This is a genomic window from Nostoc sp. FACHB-152 (assembly GCF_014697475.1).
In the GTDB taxonomy this organism is placed as follows: domain Bacteria; phylum Cyanobacteriota; class Cyanobacteriia; order Cyanobacteriales; family Nostocaceae; genus Nostoc_B.
Window position 1 is genome coordinate 437,678 of the sequence record NZ_JACJRV010000001.1, and the last position, 18,747, is coordinate 456,424.

An 18,747-nucleotide genomic window follows, 5' to 3' on the forward strand; every position below is an offset into this window, starting at 1 on the left:
AATGATTTCTAAGCAAAGATTTTTGTTAATAGCATTCAGAAAATTTTTAACAAAAATAAATCAAATAGGTTTGCAGGCAACTATTTCGCTAATAATTAAGAAACTTTCACCGATAGTAGAAATGCCCCCGGAAATTGTTGTTGCTGAAAGTCAGCCTGTTAGCATAGAAGCCATTCAAAATAATTTATCAGATACTCATCAAATCATACTGGAAGGATTAAAACATAGAAGTAATTCTATATTGCTCAATAATAGAGCTTTTAATAACAAGAGTGTAGATATCCATAATTTGTCTTTTACCTGGCTTGTACCTTTTTTCTCTAAGGGTTCTGGTGGACATAAGAACTTGTTTAGATTTGTTAAAGGATTAGAAAATTTAGGTTGTAAATGTACTATCTACATAGTCAAAGAATTTGAAATTGGCTTAACTCCTGAAGAAATTAAGGAAAAAATCTGCGATTATTTTGAAAATATTGATGCGGAAGTCAAAATATACAAGCCTGGCGCAGAATATGAAAAAGCTGATGTTTTGGTTTGTACTTCTTGGATTACAGCTTATGCTGGACTAACGTTTGATGCTAATTTAAAAGTCTATTTTGTTCAAGACTATGAACCCCTATTCTTTTCAGCAGGAAGTTATTGGTACTTAGCTGAAAATACCTATTATTTCAACTACTACCATATCACCTTAGGCCCTTGGCTGACGCATCTACTGCGACAAAAGTATGGCGTAAAAGCTGATTATTATGACATTGTAGTAGATAAAGACTTATATATTCCTCAAACTACAATTTCAAATGAAAAAATTAAATCCATTTGTAACAATAAAAGTTTTAAAGTTTGTTTTTATGGTCGTAGCGTAACTCCTAGACGCTGTTTTGAATTAGTATTAATGGCTTTATATTTGTTCTCTAAAAAAGCAACAGATATTACTATAATTGCTTATGGATGGAATGAGCTACCTCCTGTACCTTTTAAATGTTACAATTTAGGTATGCTAACTACTAACGAACTATCAGAACTTTATTCATTATGTGATGTTTGTATTGCTCCATCTGCCAGTAATCTTTCTTTAGTAGCTCGTGAAGTAATGGCTTGTGGATGTGTATTAATGGATTTAGATGTAGAAAATACATCCTATGACTTATTACATCTTGAGAACAGTTACCTTGTTAAGCAAGATCCACAATCTATGTGCGATGGATTGATGCATTTATATAATGACAGAAATTTATTGTCAAATTTAAAAAATAGTTCTCTGAAATATATATCTAAGTTAAATAATTGGAATTACCAAGTTAATAGTCTTTACAGTTTAATTAAACAACAATTGCAGAACAATGCTTCATAAAAATCAACTAAGCAATTTTATAAAACGGGAACAAAGAGCTTATCAATTAAGTCATAGTGAAGTTACAAATACTCTTTTTTCTCGTCTAGATACTGATGATATTGCAATTGTTGAGAAACATTTAAACACAGAGCATCTTGAGCTTGTAAAAGATATACCGACTGATTCAATAGGTTACAAATATACAATTCTGCATCTTGGAGTTTATTATAGCGTACCAATTCTTTTAGAAAAAACTGGATTGAGTAGTGCAATGCCTCCAGAAAATGTACATTCTATGGCTCGTGGGCCTTTTAGTGCAGGAGGTAGCTTCTATTATGCTGATTTAATAACGGAAGCTATGCACAAAGTTGGAGCAAAATTAAAACCTAGTTCTAGTGTATTAGATTTTGGATGTTCATCAGGGCGTATTCTAAGAGTTCTCAATACTGCATACCCCGAAATTAATTTTTATGGTTGCGATCCTAATGAGGTAGCCATAGACTGGGCAAAAAATTACCTGCGAAATATTAATTTTACAGTTAGCCCACAAGTACCACCACTGGCATATTCTACAGGAACTTTTGATCTAGTTTATGCTATTTCAATCTGGTCTCATTTTTCCGAACTTGCTGCATTAGAGTGGTTTGCAGAAATGAAACGTATAATTCGTCCTGGGGGTTATCTTATATTTACAACTCATGGCTATCAGTCATTAAATTGTTATGCAAAGAGTGGACGACACTCGGCACAGACATTGAATAAGATTGAAGAAAATTTGTACAGTAAAGGATTTTCCTTCATAGATATATTTGGACCAAAAGGAGATTGGGGAGTAGTTAGCTCTAGTTGGGGTGAAGCCTATATTTCACCAGAATGGTGGTTAGAGAATCTTTGTTCTGATTGGTATGTTTCTTTGTTTTTGCCAGGAGGGGTTGAATGCAATCAGGATTTAATTGTACTGGAGTCAAAATAACTATTTGTGGTTGTTTGATAATTAAAGAAGCTATTTAATTCATGAGTTGCTCAGTACCAAAATACTCATTAGAAAAATAAGCCATTTTGGACAAAAATTGAAAAGCACACCTAAGATATTAGTATGTGTGACTGCTTATGAAGACCCGGAGGCAGTTGCATCTTTTATTTCAGCAATTAAAAATCAATCAACCCCAGTAGAAAAAATTTTAATTGTAGACAACTCCAATGATAAAAAAGTATGTCTGCAACCTTCAGTTAATAATAGTAATTTAGAAGTTATTTATTCTCCCGAAAATTTAGGAGTCTCTGGTAGTTTAAAAATTGCCTATAAAAGGTTATTCTCTTATAAATATGATTTTTTATGGACTTTTGATCAAGATAGTATTCCAGCTTTCAGCTGTTTAGAAAATCTTTTAAAAGTTTATCGAGAAGTATCTCAAAACAACTATAAAGTTGGCATTATCGCGCCTTTATCCATTGATCTTAGAAATAATAATATTATTGAAGGGGCAAATTTCGTTAAAGATCATTTTGCTGGATGTCAGCATCAGCAGAAGAAGTTGTATGAATGCGATGCACCTATAACTTCTGGTACTTTGATTTCTTTAACAACTGCTAAAACTATTTCTATTCCAAGAGAAGATTTATTTATTGATGGAATTGATCTCGATTATGGATTAAGGCTAAAGCAGGCAGGTTATCACAACTTTATTGTTACTGATGCCATTATGCATCACAATTTTGGCCATCCTAGCGAAATTAAATTTATCAATAGAAATCTCTTAGTACAAAAATATCCGCCTATACGTCACTACTATATTTGTAGGAACCATACTTATTTGGAGACTCGCTATGCTCAAGGCTTGTATAAAGTGACGAGCAGTTTAAAACGAATCAAATATTTAATTTTTACTATAATAAAAATTATACTTTTTGACCATGAATATAAAAACATAAAGATATGGGCATGTTTGTTAGGAACGTTTCATGGTTTTATCGGTAAACTTGGTAAATTGTGGCACTGAAGTTTAATTACACTTTAAGTTGGAGAAAGATTACGTGCTAAATTATTCTTGCCAATAACAGTACCATCAATACCCGTGAAACTTATACCCACTGAAATCTCTAACGTTTACCTCATCGAACCGCAAGTATTCACTGACTCGCGCGGCTTTTTTTTTGAATCTTATAATCAGCAAAAATTTATTGATAAAGCTGGCATTACTTTTAACTTTGTTCAAGACAATCATTCCTGTTCCAAAAAAAATGTTCTGCGCGGACTGCATTACCAAATCATTCAACCTCAAGGTAAATTAGTCCGTGTTGTGGTTGGTAGTATTTTTGACGTAGCTGTAGACATTAGAAAAAGCTCGCCTACCTTTGGACAATGGGTAGGGTATGAACTCAGTGCGGAGAATAAACGCCAATTGTGGATACCACCTGGCTTTGCTCACGGTTTTGTTGTACTTTCCGAAGTTGCAGAAGTTCTTTACAAAACTACAGATTACTATGCGCCTGGTGGCGATCGCACTATTGTATGGAATGATCCAGATTTAGCTATAGACTGGCCTATCAAAGAACTACCAATACTATCAGCTAAAGATAGCAACGGTCAGGCATTTAAAAGTGCAGAAGTCTATGAGTAAATCAATCTTACTACTGGGTAGCAATGGTCAAGTTGGTCAAGAACTACAACAAATTCTCGTACCGCAACATAAAGTTATTCCACTTGTACGCCCTGACATAGACCTGACTCAACCTGATAGCCTACGTCGAATCATCAGAGAAATCCAACCACAAATAATTATTAACGCCGCCGCTTACACGGCTGTAGATAAAGCCGAAACCGAAACCGAACTAGCTACAGCCGTCAATGCGACAGCACCCGAAATTATCGCCGCAGAAAGTCAAAAAATCGGCTCGTTTTTAATACACATCTCCACAGACTACGTTTTTGACGGCCAGCAATGTCGCCCATACCAAGAAACTGATGCAACTAACCCATTAAGTATTTACGGTAAAACTAAACTAGCCGGAGAAATAGCAATTGGGGAAACTCATCCCCATCACATCATTCTCCGTACAGCTTGGGTTTATGGCAGTTTTGGTAAAAGTAACTTTGTCAAAACTATGCTGCGGTTGGGTAAAGAACGCCCAGAAATTCGTGTAGTTGCAGACCAAATTGGTAGCCCTACTTGGGCGTATGATATCGCTGAGGTAATCGCCCAATTTATCCCCCAGTTAACACCAGACATTGCTGGTACATACCACTACACCAACAGTGGTGTTATTAGCTGGTACGACTTTGCTGTAGCGATTTTGGAAGAAGCACAACAGCTAGGTTTTCCTCTGACAGTCCAAAACATTGTTCCTATCACCACCGCCGAATATCCCACCTTAGCCCGTCGCCCTGCATATGCTGTCCTGGCTTGTGGGAAAATATCACAAGTTCTAAAAACTTACCCACCCCATTGGCGACAAAGACTGAGACTAATGCTTAAAGACTGGCTCTCTAAATCTTGATCATTATGAAAGCACTAATTCTCTCTGGCGGTAAAGGTACACGTCTACGCCCACTCACCTATACAGGTGCAAAACAACTGGTTCCTGTTGCCAATAAACCAATTTTATGGTATGGGATTGAAGAAATGGTTGCGGCTGGGATCACTGATATTGGGATTGTGATTAGCCCAGAAACGGGGACAGAAGTCCAAAACAAAACTGGAGATGGCGAACTTTTTGGTGCGAAGATTACCTACATTGTACAAGACCAGCCAGCCGGACTAGCTCATGCTGTGGCGATCGCCCGTCCCTTTTTAGCAGATTCACCCTTTATTATGTATCTGGGTGATAACCTAATTCAGCAAGGTGATTTAAGTTACTTCCTACAAAAATTTACCCAACAACAACCGGATGCGTTAATTCTTTTACGTGAGGTTGTCAATCCTAGTGCCTTTGGTGTGGCGAAGGTGGATGACGCAGGGCGGGTATTACAATTAGTTGAAAAGCCCAAAATTCCCCCATCAAATTTAGCATTAGTGGGTGTATATTTCTTTTCCCCGATTATTCATCAGGCGATTTCGCTAATTCAGCCCTCAAAAAGAGGCGAGTTAGAAATTACCGATGCTATTCAATGTTTAATAGATCAGCAAAAGCAAGTTATAGCCTGTAACCTAGAAGGCTGGTGGCTAGATACTGGTAAAAAAGATGATTTGCTAGAAGCTAACCGGATAATTCTTGACACTTATTTAACAGCATCTAATGACGGTGAAGTTGATGCTAATAGTCAGATTATTGGGCGAGTGCAAATTGGGGCTAATTCTCAAATTATTAATTCTACAATTCGTGGCCCGGTGGTAATTGGTAGCAATTGTTATTTAGAAAACTGCTTTATTGGCCCTTATAGTAGTATTGCTAATAATACAACCCTAATCGATACAGATTTAGAACATAGCGTAATTTTAGAAGGTGCTAAAATTGCCGGAATTAATCAGCGTATTATTGATAGCGTCATCGGTCAACGTGCAGAATTAACAATTGCACCCCGTCGTCCTAAAGCATTGAGATTTTTGATTGGTGATGATTGTCAAATTGAACTGACATGATTTACTTTTTAACTGTTAACTATTACTCCACAAAGTTAGTAGTAAAACTAATTAATTCGTTACCATCTAGTACCGAAATCAATTATAAAATAATCATCATCAATAATTCTCCAGAAGATACTGAGATTAATAATTTCAAAAATCAATCTGTACAGATTATTAATGCTGAAACTAATATCGGTTTTGGTAAGGCTTGCAATTTGGGCATAAAATATATTTACCATCAAGATAAGCAAGCAATTGTTTGGATAATTAACCCTGATGCTTATTTAGCAGAACCTTGTTTAGCCACAGCCCAAATATTTGTTGATTCTCATCCCGAATTATCAATTATTGGTTCTATTATTTATACACCTACAGGTGAAGTATGGTTTGGTGGTGGTAATTTTATTCCTGCAACTGGTGCTATTATCAGCCAAGACTTATTAACAAATACAGATAAAGACTATATAACTTGTGATTGGATTTCCGGCTGTAGTTTAATCATTAATTTACGCAATTTTTCGGAAATACCTCTATTTGATCCTGCGTACTTTCTATATTATGAAGATTTCGATTTTTGTAGACGCTATGCCCAACAAGGGCATTTAATTGCAGTAACTAAACAGTTTAGTGTTATTCATCAACCATCTTCAATAACTAATAAAAATATTTTTCTAAAAATTAAACACAGTACATACAGCTATTTATTAACTTTAGAGAGATATACAAATAAAGAAATACAAATAGTTAGATTAACCAGACTCATTTCGTATTCCCTCGTTTTATTCCTTGTTAAACCACAAGTAGCACTAGGAAAAATTAGTGGTGTGTTAATGTATTTGCGGCGATATATGGGTGATAGACATTAGTGCTGCTAAAAGAAAATTCCAAGTAATTATTTCCAAATTTTTCCGGTTGTTTACGAACAGAGAACGTATTGAAGTAGCACGGATTTTATAAACAATTATTTAATGAATACAAAAGATAATTACTCATCCCCTCAACTAATTGTTAATTTATCTATACTATTAGATAAACCAACAGGCATTAGTAATTATGCCCAAAATATTTTTCCTTATTTAAAATCTCTGAATCCTACTTTATTAACTGCCTACAACTATCCGGAATTTAATTGCTATTCCATACCAAATAATCTTACTCCTGCTCATGGTACAGCAGGACATTTTCGCCGCTTAGTGTGGACACAATTTCAATTACCACAGATTTATCAGAAATTACGTGGACATAGCCAGTCGCAGACATCGCAACTTTTATTTTCACCCTTACCAGAAGCACCGCTTCATAGCAACTGTCGTTTTGTAGCTATGGCGCATGATTTAATACCATTACGCTTTCCTAAACGCTTCTCACCGTTGACACTCTACCATAACTACTATATTCCCCAAGTCCTAAAGCAAGCGCAACACGTTGTTTGTAATTCCCAGGCTACTGCTGACGATATTATTGATTTTTACCAAATTCCAGCTAGTAAAATTACCCCTATTCATTTAGCACACGATCGCACCCACTTTCACTATCTCAATTTACCAACTCGCAACTACTTTCTTTACATTGGTAGACAAGACCCTTACAAAAATCTCCACCGCCTGATCAGTGCTTTTGCTACGTTACCAAATTATCAGGATTATGAACTATGGCTAGCAGGGCCAACAGATCCGCGTTACACTCCAGCCTTGCAGATGCAGGTTAAGGAATTAGGAATAACTAATCAAGTAAAGTTCCTTAACTATGTTGATTATCAAGAGTTACCAATAATTATTAATGGTGCGATCGCACTTGTCTTTCCTAGTCTCTGGGAAGGCTTTGGTTTCCCTGTTTTAGAAGCAATGGCTTGTGGTACACCAGTGATTACCTCGAATATTTCTTCTTTACCCGAAGTCGCTGGTGATGCCACAATTCTAATTAATCCTTACAACAGTGCAGAAATTACCGCCGCTATGCAGACAATAGCGTCAGATGCACAATTGCGATCGCAACTTTCCCAGCAAGGTATCGCCAGGGCGAATTTATTTAGTTGGGAAAAAACCGGAAACGTAACTGCTGAAGTGTTATCACGCTATTTATGAGAACTAGGGAGTAGGGAGTGGGGAATAGGGAGTAAGATATTTATTCTTGAACGACCTCAACTAATTCCTCAATCATCACATCAAAAGTTCTGGCTAACTTCTGAATGGCGGTAAAATCTACAGTGGCTAATCCAGGCGATCGCGCGTAAGTTCTGAGAGTGCTGTAAACTACACCAGAACGGTCAGATACTTCTTTCAAACTCCAACCCTTGTCTGCTGCAAACTCTCGAATCTTGAGGCGAATCATTCCCATAGTTTAATTGACAATTGACTTGTATAAGTCTTTTACCTATATTATATAAAATGATCGCCCTCCGGCCTGGAAAACTGAAAGGCGATCGCATTGTTTACAAAAAGCATCCCGTAAACACCGACAGGGTAAATTCTACCGAAGTTACAGGTATTTTCATGGTATCATCACTCAAGCCAACAGGGCTTGTCATCCGTGCATCTAAAATTATTCACAAATCTTCACTTCAGCATCCACTAGCACGATTTGTTACAGAAGAAGCAATTTGCTTGATGTTTCGGATTGGCTTTGGTGATATATATACAATCGAATGCTGGCGTTATATGGTTTACGTCCACGCCAAAGGTATTAGCAGATTTGTCAGTTATGCAGATTTTCCACCAATTTTAGGGGTAACGCCACCCAGACCAGCCGACTTTATCAAATGGCGTAGGCGGTGGCGCAAGCAACATGACTATGCTTATCGAAAGCAAGCACCTGAGTGGTGGGCAGAATTTTATGCCAACGAGTTTTGGCAAGCTCTTTCGGAACCTATGTTGCAAAGCTGGGGCGAACTAGTGGGTTTAATTAAATTTGCCTTCCCTGAAGACACTTTGCAGGAACTACGAAAGAGTTATCGCTTGGAAAAATCTTCTTTAAACTAGAACACACGAGGTTGTTAACTGTTGACGGTTGACGGTTAACCGTCAACCGTCAACACCATTAACAGCTATTCAGCCATTTTATTAGCAGCGCGATGAGCGCGTGCTTCTGCGGAAGCCATGACTTCATCCATATTTTCCAGCACTTCGCCAGGGAAATTTTCTAAAATTCTGGTAGAAAGTGCAACTCTACCTTTGCCTTCATCCAAGTCAATAATGACGGCTTTAATTGTTTGACCGACTTGGAAGACTTTTTCGAGAGATTCAATGAATTTTTGGCTAACTTGCTTAATATGCAGCAAGGCACTTGTGCCATTTAAATCGATAAATACACCAAATGGTTTAATGCCAGTTATTTTACCTTCAACTAACTGACCGATTTCTAACAAGCTGAAGCTACTAGAACGAGTTGCTAAACGTTGAGAAAGTACAAGTTTTTTATTGTTGCGGTCTACTTCCAAAAAACCAGCAGTTAAAGTATGACCTTTAAGTGCTTCTAAGTTATCACGTTCAGCTAAATGCGATCGCGGAATAAACCCACGTAAAGATTGAAGATCAACGGTGACACCACCTTTATTCACACCTGTTACCCTGACTTCCACCGTTTGGGAATTTTCCTGCATTTGCGCTAATTTTTCCCAGATGTGCTGAATTTCTAACTGTTTTCGAGATAGAGTTACTTGACCCTCTGCATCCTGTTCTCGGATAATCAAAAACTCTAGTTCTTCTTGCAACGGCAGAACTTCCGATAAATCAGTTACCGCTCTCAAAGAAGCCTCATCGCGGGGAATATAAGCAGATGCCTTACCACCGATATCGACATACGCGCCATCCGGGTCAAGTTGGAACACTTTGCCGTGAACCACCTGTCCTTTTTGAAACTGGTAGTCGTGTTTTTCTAGTGCTTTGGCAAAATCGTCCATTGTAAAAGACGAATTGGCTTTTTGAGATAGATTCGATTCGGAATTCATGACTATTGAAAATTAATTGTTATTTAGCTAATACCACTGATTTTTAAATGGTCATTTGCCCTTGGTGATTACTAATGACCAAAAGACTAATGACCAAAGACATTCAGTTTAACTGACTAAACAGTTGTTGTACCTGAATCCAAGCATCAGCAGCAGCTTTTGGATTATAGCTGGCACGCTGATCGCAAAAAAATCCGTGGTCAGCTCCATCGTAGCGGAAGATACGATGCGGAATTTTGTATTTTTCTAACTCTGCTTCAATCTCGTTTGTCTGTTCTTGAGGAATGCTGGCATCTTTCATGCCAAAGAAAGCGTAGAGTGTACCTTGAATTTGAGGGGTACGCGTTAAGGTAGCTTCCCCGCCGCCAGGTGTAGTAGTAGTAATCCTTGCACCATAAAAAGATGCTGTGACTTTGATATCTGGTAAGGTAGCTGCCAGATATGCGACATGACCACCAAAGCAAAAGCCAATACAACCCAAGGCATCCTGTTTTACTTGTGGCAAGGTTTTAAGATAATCAATGGCGGATTGAACATCGCTGAGTAATTCTGATGCTGTAGTTTGCATCCAAGCGTATTTTCTGCCAACCTCAATATCTTCTGGGGTGTAACCAGCTTCAAAACCGGGTGCTGTACGTTCAAATAATGCTGGTGCTATTGCTATATACCCTAAATTGGCAATTCGTTCTGTCACATCTCGAATGTGGCTATTAACACCAAAAATTTCTTGTATAACCACAATTCCAGGGTAAGCACCTGGTGCTTGTGGCTGTGCTAGGTAAGCAGAGATTTGCAAACCATTTTGCAAAATTTTAACCCATGAAGTGTCGATTGCTAGCTCTGTCATAATAGGATTTACCAATGCTGTGTGATTGTTTGATATAACTATGCCAGTATTAGGCTATTTTTCAGGCAGGAATCAACTAAGCTATTAAACACCTAAGAGAACAGTTTAGACCGTAGGGGGGTAGGGGAGCAGGGGAGAGGGTTTGAGTCTCTTATTCACAATTTCAATAGAGCAACTTGTAAGCCCAATAGCTTACCAAAAGTGAATCAACTAAAAATTTCTTAGTTAAAAAATATTTCAATATGTCAAAAATTTAACAAGTAGTTAATTGAGCTAGTAAACCACGGCGTAAATAAGCAGACCATTAAAAAGTTCTAAACAGCTTATTCCATAGTACTTTTGACTTCCGCCTTGCGGTACTAGTGCTTGTTGCTACTTGATTTAGGAGCTTTGGTAATGATTCAATTTCGTATTCAGCCAGATAGTGAGATTCCCGCATCTACGCAGTTATTTAATCAAATTCGGTTTGCGATCGCATCTCGGCAATATCCACCCGCTTACAAATTGCCTAGCACAAGGGCGTTAGCCATGCAAACTGGATTACATCGTAATACCATTAGCAAAGTATACCGACAGCTAGAAGATGAAGGTTTAGTAGAAAGTCTGGCAGGTTCGGGAATTTATGTCCGCGCTCAAGGTCATGAGGGTGGTAGCAGATTGCAATCACCAATTATGCAAGAACACCCAGCAGCCTATAAAGTTGTGCAGCAAGCACTTGACCAACTTTTAGCCCAAGGCTGCTCTCTTAATCAAGCGCGTGAGTTATTTTTAGCCGAAATGGATTGGCGTTTGCGTTGTAGTTCTCAAGTGCTGGTAGCCGTTCCTTCTCAAGATATTGGGGCTGGGGAATTGATGGTGTATGAATTAGAACAAACACTAAAAATCCCCATTCAGTTGATCCCAATGGAAGAATTAGCATCTGTATTAGAAAAGACTAACTCAGCAACAGTAGTTACCAGTCGCTATTTCATTAGTGAAGTAGAACAAATTGCTGCCCCAAAAGCTGTGAGAGTAATTCCCTTGGATATTTATGATTACAGTAAAGAATTAAATCTGGTAAAAAACCTGCCAAAAGACAATTGTATAGGCATAGTCAGCCTCAGTACAGGAATCGCCCGTGCTGCCGAAGTCATCCTCCACGGTTTAAGAGGAGAGGATCTATTAGTAATGACTGCCCAACCAAAAGATACTTATAAACTTCAGGCAATTGTAAAGCGGGCTGAAGTCATCATCAGTGATATGGCAAGTTTTAAAGCAGTACAAACAGCAGTACAAGCTGCTGTTGAAGATATCATCCGCCTACCAAAACTAATTAAGGTAGAAAATTATATTGGAGCGAATTCTATTAATTTGCTCAAACGAGAATTGGGATTAAGTTAACTGTTAACTGTTAACTGTTAACTGTTAACTGATTACTGCTATGCCATCCAAAGATGGGGACACTTTGCGAGAAATGTTGATGCTTTGTTAGAAGCATCAGGGTTATTTATATGTGCTGGTGTTGGTCGAATAATGCCATTAAATAAATCATCTAATCCGTAAGGAGTGAAGAATTCCCACTCTCCATGAACATTTACGCGTACACCGACGGCTGTGGCTGTGTGCAACCAATCTTGCACACCATCTTCTGTACTGGTGTAGGGACGGCGGCCTGGTCGCCAACGGGCAAAACTCGCTTGATTTTTGACATCAAACTGGTAATTTGGAAATTTTTCTGTGAGTTTAGCTTTGGCTGCTAGTTCTTGAGAACGATCGCCGGCTTCGTCAAAAAAGGCAATATCAAAGTCTTTGATAACTAAGGCGCAGGTATCGCCAAAGATAGAACGCCAAACGCTGTTACGTACTGCGCCCCCTGCTAACCACCAGTTGGGCAGGTTGAGTTGAGCGATCGCTGGTAATACAATAGCAACAGATGTATCAGCTAAAACTGTTTGTAAACGAGTATTGCTATTCATTTCCAATTTCTGAAACTAGTGCTAAAAGGTAAAAATATAGGCAGCCAGTTGAATTACTGAACTGTTTTCTCTTTACACGAATATGTTCAGTAATCAAAGCGCATTCCTAGATAAATTATTCTCTAAATTTGATACTTGCCAATAAATTTATTTTTTCTAGCTTTTATTACTTGTAGGAATAAGATTTGATATTTGCAAAAATCAGTAAATTTTTACCTACGTTCTTTGCTATTTCCTGTTGCCTATTACCTATTGCCTCCTTACACCAATATGTTCAGTAATCTAACGGGATTTATATAGTCTACCACCACTTTTTTATCTAGCTTTTATATTCCCTGTCTTGGTATCAGTTTATTTACGGATAAGTTTGCATAAGTTAGGTAATTAACCCAGATAAATCAAAAACTCAGTTCTACAGTCACCGTATATTCTCCGATTACAACTGTGCTATGCATGAGTGTAGGCTTGAGTTGACAAATGAGGCTAATTGGCTGATTAGCTCGATCAATGGCAAACTGTTTATTCTTCTCGTATAAAAAATACAGTTGCAATTGTGCTAGACTTGACAAAATTACTGACAAATTCAATTCCTTTAACAAAAACGTGCAAATGCTCCACATCAACCTCAATCAAATTGCGGGTAATCACGTAGGGCAAAGCTCATTTACTGATAATTCAAACCAGTATCAATTGCGATCGCTCACTGACGACAAAACTCCGCAATTGTGTCTCAAAATAGAGCAGCATCATAGAGAAACCATGCAGTATTTCTCTGAGGATGGACAGACAAATTCAGGCGATCGCTGTGTAAAAATTAGCCATCAGTTCAGTAAACAACATTTAATAACCTTATTGACAAGAGTTGCACAATTACACTAGTTTTCTAGTGCAGTACAAAATAGGAGTGAGACAAGGAGGAATGTCAATCAGAAAATTTTTAACCTATTTTGCAGTTATCTAAACAACAAGGACACATTAAATGCTAAAAATTTTGTTGTTCATAACTAATGACACAGTTAAAAGTTATAGCTCAGACAAATAATTATGAAATAAATCAATGACAAACAGAACAGTATTATGGACAAAAACTTGATTAGCGATTGTTAAACACCCTGATTTTACCCAAGGTTAAGAATTTATTAACTTATTCTTAATAATTACTAATAAGATGAATCAATATTATAATCTTGACGCATAATTTTTATTAAATGAACTATTGTTTGGATGAAAAATCCAGGCTTTCTAAGGTGCAACAACTAATCTTTTTGACAAATAACTAAGGAATTGACAGATGTTTAGACAGGGTTATCGAGCAAGCAACCTTCACAAAAAACTAGATAATAATACCAATAAAACCTCTTCTAAATTGAGAGGTATATATGAAGTAGCGCGAAGCAAATTCATAGAATCAGTTCCCTTTTTGCTGGCTTGCGCTGTATTTTTGAGCGTCATCAGTTTAAAAAGTCCTGTGCTGCTTTTTTGTTTAATATTCGGCAGTTTAATCGCTATAGTTATACAGCAAATAGGGCAACAAGTAAATTTACCTCAACGCTGGCGAGTAGCGTTACAAATCTTGACACCAATCATTATTCTGAGTTTATTTTGGTTAGATTACCTTGCAACTCCTGCACAAGCACAATTTTTTAAAAGAGCCGAAGATTTTTTCAAAAATAACCTCGCACCAGCAGGAGCTAGTAATGCTGCTGGCGCACAAACAGCAGTTAGTTTAATCTTTAATGTCTTGCGGGGAATTTACTTGCTTTATATTGCAGTTTCTTTGATTGGTGTAATTAACGCAGTGCGTAAAGATGAAGATTGGCAAAGTATAGCCAGAACACCTCTATTAGTTGTTCTAGCTGTTACTATTGCTGATGTACTGACAGGCTTCGTGATTGGTAGTGGTGGGCAGTAATTGATTAAATTGATTGTATGTCTGAAGAACGAGAACGAGAGCAAGATTTTCGTCCAGTCAATCAAATTTTAGGAGCGCAACCGTCATTAGGGCCAGTTCCTGCTGATCAAATTTTTCCTTGGTTAGTAATTGCCCTAACTTCGTACTTCCTGATTAATGGGATTTTTGGTGGTTTATTCACTGATGATTTTCAAAAATGGTTGTGGACTATCTTAATCGCCGGTTGGGGAATCGCAACTTGGTGGATATTGTCTGGTGGTAGGAGTTGGCGTTTTTTAAGTAAATTTATCGGAGTTCCAACTTGGACTAGAGGCTTTGCTCGTTATCAAAGCTTGCTGGAAATTAATCATGAAGCAAAAAATCGGAAAAAAGAGCGTCGGCACCCCAGGACAAGAAAGTAGATTAACGCCATTTGAAGATGCTTTACACTTAGCGACCATGCTACGCATTGCATTAGATGGGCGTGATATTGGCGCATACCTTTTAACCAAAGGAACTCAAAAAGATAGATTTTGTTTTGTCTTTGGGTTTGAGTGTAAAGGTATCCATACCACTTTAAGAAGCGAACAAATTAATACTATTTTTAATAACCTTGAGTCTGGTTTAAAAGATATCCCCGAAGGCGAAAGAATGACCTTACACATGGGGTCTTTTAGTTCTGACAAACAGCGTCAACAAGAACTAGGAGACTTAATCAAGCGATCGCCATCGAGGGATATTAAGTATCTAGTCATGGCAGAACGAGCCAGAATCAGAGAACTAACTGCTGCTGGGATTCGCAAGCCGAAATTTTTGCGTATTTATGTAACTTATACAATAGAACCAAATTCTACTAATGCCGATGATTGGATCGAAAAACTATTAGGACGAGCCGAATCTTGGTGGTTAAAATTTAAAGGCGAACTAGAAGATATTGAAAATCAACGGATAGAAACTGTTATTGCTAACGCTTATCAGCAAGGCTTTTGTCGTTGGGAACAGTTATTATCTAACAAAATGGGTTTAGATATTAAACCGTTAAATTCAGAAGAACTTTGGGAAGAAGTATGGTTAAGATTTAATGAAACAACACCTATAGAAATTCCCCAATTAATTACATTAGATGAAAATGGACTACACGAGCAAGTTAATCCTGATTTAAGTAGTAGCAAATTGCTGGTTGAAAATATCCACAGCACAACTTTGCTAATGGAATCGAGTGTACCTACTGCTGATCGCCGTTGGGTACATATTAACAATCATTACATCGGGGCGATGTCATTTCTCGAAAAACCGGGTGGTTGGCCGAATAAATTTGCCCAACTGAGGTATTTATGGGAACTGCTGGCTAGGGAAACGGTAGTTGATACAGAAATTTTTTGTCAGTTAACCGCAGCGAACCCGGCTATAGTCAAAACCACATTGCAACGGGTGCTGAAACAGTCGAATATGTCAGCACTGATGGCGCAAGAAAAAAGTAAAACAATTGATGTTAACGCGCAATTAAAGTTAAAAAAATCGGTTGCAGCCCAAGAACAGTTGTATGAAGGAGCCGTACCGATTTATACAGGAATTGCAATTTTTGTGCATCGTCGCTCACCAGAAAAATTAGACGAAGCGACTAGATACATCGAAAACTGTTTTCAACGGCCTGCACAGGTAATTAGAGAAACAGAGTACGCCTGGAAAGTTTGGCTGCAAACTTTACCCATAGTTTGGGAAGGCTTATTAGTCAAACCATTTAACCGCAGACAGTTGTATTTAACCAGTGAAGTGCCGGGATTAATGCCTTTAGTGATGACCAAAGCCGGAGATAAATATGGCTTTGAGTTAGTAGGAGAAGAAGGTGGCACACCCATACATTTAGATATGTTTAACCAGCACAAAAACTTGGCACTGTTTGCCACTACCCGTGCAGGTAAATCTGTTTTAGTGTCGGGAATCTTAACTCAAGCATTGGCGCATAATATTCCAGTTGTCGCCTTAGACTTCCCTAAACCAGACGGGACATCTACGTTTACCGACTACACCGAGTTTATGGAGGGGAATGGCGCATACTTTGATATTTCCAAACAGTCGAATAACTTATTTGAACAACCAGATTTAAGGTCGCTCTCAGCAGAAGATCAAAAAGATCGCTTGATTGATTATATCGGCTTTCTGGAATCAGCCTTAATGACAATGGTTTTAGGCTCATCTACCGAAAATCAGCTACTCGCGCAAACCGTCCGTTCTCTGCTCAACTTGGCTTTAGGAGCCTTCTTTGCCGATGAAGGCATTCAAGAACGCTATCGCCTAGCTATAAACGGTGGTTTTGGTAGCCCAGAATGGGAAAAAACCCCCACCTTAAAAGACTTTCTCTACTTCTGTTCGCCAGAACATTTACGCCTTGATTCTGTCAGTGGCAGAGTTGACGATGCACTTAGTCAAATTCAACTCCGCTTAAGGTTTTGGCTTTCCAGTCGTGTTGGACAATCGATTTCTGCACCCTCTAGCTTTCCTACCGATGCTCAACTTTTGGTCTTTGCTTTGCGGAACCTCGCTGATAACGAAGATGCAGCCGTCTTATCTTTAAGTGCATATTCCGCCGCCCTGCGACGTGCGTTAAGTAGTCCAGCTTCTATCTTCTTTATTGATGAAGCCCCAATTTTATTTGAATTTGACCAAATTTCAGATTTAGTAGGCAGAATTTGCGCCAACGGTGCAAAAGCCGGGATTCGAGTCATCCTCTCAGCCCAAGACCCCGATACGATTGCTAAATCAAAGGCATCATCCAAAATTTTGCAAAACTTGTCAACCCGATTAATCGGTCGTATTCAACCAGTTGCAGTTGATAGCTTCGTCAGTATTTTGAAATATCCCCGCGACATCATTTCGCGCAATGCTTCCGAAAGCTTTTTCCCTCGCAAAGAAGGAGTTTATAGCCAATGGTTATTAGATGATAACGGCATTTATACATTCTGCCGTTACTATCCAGGGTACGAACAATTAGCAGTAGTTGCTAACAACCCCCACGAACAAACTGCACGTAAAAAAGCTATGCAAGAACATAGAGATAAATATGAAGCGGTATCTATATTTGCGCGTCAGTTATTAGCTTCGCTGCGGGGGAGTTAAATAGGGTAAAAAGTAATGAAAATTATTATAAATATAAAATTTCTAAAATATGTTGTGTTGTAGGCATCTTGCCGCCCTTATAAGATGAATATCTTGTCTTAATCTAGGACAGATGAAAAACCCAAACCACAAGAAAAATCGCTAGGTTTATATTAAAAAATATCATGCTTTGACTTACACAATTTTAGGCAAAAACTTATGCGGAAAACAACCTTACTTACACTGGCATTCTCTAGCTTATTAGTCTTACCCGCAGTAGCTATAAGATTGGGTGAACAAGGGGGACTGGGGGATGTTTTATCTGATTTTGAACAATACTCTAAAGATTTCCAAAATTATCTCCAGTATAATGTTCAAAGCAATTTTGGCCAGCAAGATTATATAACGCCATTTGCCCTGAAAAATAACAGTGAACCAGTACTATTTAACATACCCGATCCAGTGGCTGCGGGACAAGAAGCTCGCGATCGTATTTTTGATAATTTCATATCAAATAAATTTGAAAACAACCCTGTAGTTAATGGTGCAAGAGTTAGTAATGAAATTAATCGGATAGTTACTCGTAGTGCTGTAACCGGAGTGCTTGGTCTAAAGGGACAACGGCGTTTAGCATTCAAGTTGAACGAAGCACAAGAGAGTCTAGAAAATATTACACAATATGCAGCTGATGCTGATCAGGGTGATTTAAGTAATTTAGTTAAAGGCCTTACAAATGATTTGTGTCGTGCAGTGAGCTCAGGAGGGGGCGCAGGAGGGGGCGCAGGCGCAGGGGCGGCTGCGGCACAGATTTCGCCTTTATGCCAAGCGAATGTACAACTACAAATTGTTAAAATCCTTGCCGAACAATCAAAAATTAACGCCGAAACTCTTGGTCAAACAGTGCAAACAAACCAAGCTTTGCAATACTCAAATTTAAATTTAACTAATATTTCCCAACAAGTTGAAGAAACAAATCGCGCGCGCAGAGTTGATTCATCCGCAGAAGCCGCCAGACTTTTACGCACCACTTCCCAAATCGATTTATTTGGCAGAAAAGAAGAAAAATAATCAATTAATATATAGAGATTTTATTTCTAAGAGGTTGTTAGAAAAG

19 protein-coding genes are annotated in these 18,747 nt (G+C 38.1%); 15 read left to right on the plus strand and 4 right to left on the minus strand.

The window, feature by feature from the left end; all coding sequences use genetic code 11:
• Position 1: 1 nt before the first annotated feature.
• The 8 genes from H6G76_RS01700 to H6G76_RS01735 all read left to right on the plus strand — a co-directional run bounded on the left by H6G76_RS01700 (position 2) and on the right by H6G76_RS01735 (position 7,982).
• Positions 2–1,351 carry a glycosyltransferase gene (locus tag H6G76_RS01700; RefSeq protein ID WP_190694615.1) on the plus strand — a complete coding sequence of 450 codons (1,350 nt, stop codon included), beginning with the start codon at positions 2–4 and terminating at the stop codon, positions 1,349–1,351.
• The gene (locus H6G76_RS01705) at positions 1,341–2,306 is read left to right on the plus strand and encodes a bifunctional 2-polyprenyl-6-hydroxyphenol methylase/3-demethylubiquinol 3-O-methyltransferase UbiG (protein WP_190694617.1); all 966 of its coding nucleotides are present in this window, start codon (positions 1,341–1,343) and stop codon (positions 2,304–2,306) included. Before H6G76_RS01700 ends, H6G76_RS01705 begins: the two co-directional genes overlap by 11 nt.
• 97 nt (positions 2,307–2,403) lie before the next feature.
• Positions 2,404–3,333 (plus strand): glycosyltransferase, encoded by a 930-nt coding sequence (locus H6G76_RS01710; protein WP_190694619.1) that lies wholly within the window; start codon positions 2,404–2,406, stop codon positions 3,331–3,333.
• A 75-nt stretch (positions 3,334–3,408) separates the two neighbouring features.
• Entirely contained in the window at positions 3,409–3,954 is a 546-nt protein-coding gene (gene rfbC / locus H6G76_RS01715; RefSeq protein ID WP_190694621.1) for a dTDP-4-dehydrorhamnose 3,5-epimerase, read from the plus strand.
• Positions 3,947–4,831: a dTDP-4-dehydrorhamnose reductase gene (rfbD, locus tag H6G76_RS01720; protein ID WP_190694623.1), complete on the plus strand. Its 885-nt coding sequence runs from the start codon at positions 3,947–3,949 to the stop codon at positions 4,829–4,831. The genes rfbC and rfbD overlap by 8 nt, the downstream gene beginning before the upstream one ends.
• Before the next feature lie 5 nt (positions 4,832–4,836).
• Complete coding sequence (locus H6G76_RS01725; protein WP_190694625.1) at positions 4,837–5,913, plus strand: glucose-1-phosphate thymidylyltransferase; 1,077 nt, start codon at positions 4,837–4,839, stop codon at positions 5,911–5,913.
• Positions 5,910–6,764 (plus strand): glycosyltransferase, encoded by an 855-nt coding sequence (locus H6G76_RS01730; protein WP_190694627.1) that lies wholly within the window; start codon positions 5,910–5,912, stop codon positions 6,762–6,764. Before H6G76_RS01725 ends, H6G76_RS01730 begins: the two co-directional genes overlap by 4 nt.
• A gap of 102 nt (positions 6,765–6,866) precedes the next feature.
• Positions 6,867–7,982, plus strand: coding sequence for a glycosyltransferase family 1 protein (locus tag H6G76_RS01735; RefSeq protein WP_190694629.1), 1,116 nt, complete (start codon positions 6,867–6,869; stop codon positions 7,980–7,982).
• Between the two features lie 40 nt (positions 7,983–8,022).
• Here H6G76_RS01735 and H6G76_RS01740 read toward each other — a convergent pair whose 3' ends face one another.
• Positions 8,023–8,235, minus strand: a complete 213-nt coding sequence (locus H6G76_RS01740) for a helix-turn-helix transcriptional regulator (protein ID WP_190694630.1) — start codon at positions 8,233–8,235, stop codon at positions 8,023–8,025.
• Between the two features lie 155 nt (positions 8,236–8,390).
• On the opposite strand from H6G76_RS01740, the gene H6G76_RS01745 reads away from it, so the two are divergent.
• Positions 8,391–8,876 carry a hypothetical protein gene (locus H6G76_RS01745; protein ID WP_190694816.1) on the plus strand — a complete coding sequence of 162 codons (486 nt, stop codon included), beginning with the start codon at positions 8,391–8,393 and terminating at the stop codon, positions 8,874–8,876.
• A gap of 65 nt (positions 8,877–8,941) precedes the next feature.
• Here H6G76_RS01745 and H6G76_RS01750 read toward each other — a convergent pair whose 3' ends face one another.
• Both H6G76_RS01750 and H6G76_RS01755 read right to left on the minus strand, forming a co-directional pair.
• Positions 8,942–9,844, minus strand: a complete 903-nt coding sequence (locus tag H6G76_RS01750; protein ID WP_190694632.1) for a S1 RNA-binding domain-containing protein — start codon at positions 9,842–9,844, stop codon at positions 8,942–8,944.
• A 103-nt stretch (positions 9,845–9,947) separates the two neighbouring features.
• Positions 9,948–10,691: a dienelactone hydrolase family protein gene (locus H6G76_RS01755; protein WP_190694634.1), complete on the minus strand. Its 744-nt coding sequence runs from the start codon at positions 10,689–10,691 to the stop codon at positions 9,948–9,950.
• 396 nt (positions 10,692–11,087) lie between these two features.
• Here H6G76_RS01755 and H6G76_RS01760 point away from each other — a divergent pair, with 396 nt between their 5' ends.
• Positions 11,088–12,071 carry a GntR family transcriptional regulator gene (locus tag H6G76_RS01760; protein WP_190694636.1) on the plus strand — a complete coding sequence of 328 codons (984 nt, stop codon included), beginning with the start codon at positions 11,088–11,090 and terminating at the stop codon, positions 12,069–12,071.
• Positions 12,072–12,109: 38 nt separating this feature from the next.
• Here H6G76_RS01760 and H6G76_RS01765 read toward each other — a convergent pair whose 3' ends face one another.
• Positions 12,110–12,646 carry a nucleotidyltransferase family protein gene (locus H6G76_RS01765; protein WP_190694637.1) on the minus strand — a complete coding sequence of 179 codons (537 nt, stop codon included), beginning with the start codon at positions 12,644–12,646 and terminating at the stop codon, positions 12,110–12,112.
• 609 nt (positions 12,647–13,255) lie between these two features.
• Between H6G76_RS01765 and H6G76_RS01770 the strand changes: the two genes are divergently transcribed.
• The 5 genes from H6G76_RS01770 (at position 13,256) to H6G76_RS01790 (ending at position 18,701) form a co-directional block, all read left to right on the plus strand.
• Positions 13,256–13,525 (plus strand): hypothetical protein, encoded by a 270-nt coding sequence (locus H6G76_RS01770; RefSeq protein ID WP_190694639.1) that lies wholly within the window; start codon positions 13,256–13,258, stop codon positions 13,523–13,525.
• Between the two features lie 412 nt (positions 13,526–13,937).
• On the plus strand, positions 13,938–14,558 hold the full coding sequence (locus H6G76_RS01775; protein WP_190694641.1) for a hypothetical protein: 621 nt from the start codon (positions 13,938–13,940) through the stop codon (positions 14,556–14,558).
• 17 nt (positions 14,559–14,575) lie between these two features.
• The gene (locus tag H6G76_RS01780; protein ID WP_190694643.1) at positions 14,576–14,959 is read left to right on the plus strand and encodes a hypothetical protein; all 384 of its coding nucleotides are present in this window, start codon (positions 14,576–14,578) and stop codon (positions 14,957–14,959) included.
• On the plus strand, positions 14,907–17,654 hold the full coding sequence (locus tag H6G76_RS01785) for a hypothetical protein (RefSeq protein WP_190694645.1): 2,748 nt from the start codon (positions 14,907–14,909) through the stop codon (positions 17,652–17,654). Before H6G76_RS01780 ends, H6G76_RS01785 begins: the two co-directional genes overlap by 53 nt.
• Positions 17,655–17,852: 198 nt before the next feature.
• Positions 17,853–18,701: a hypothetical protein gene (locus H6G76_RS01790; RefSeq protein WP_190694647.1), complete on the plus strand. Its 849-nt coding sequence runs from the start codon at positions 17,853–17,855 to the stop codon at positions 18,699–18,701.
• The last annotated feature ends 46 nt before the right edge of the window (positions 18,702–18,747 follow it).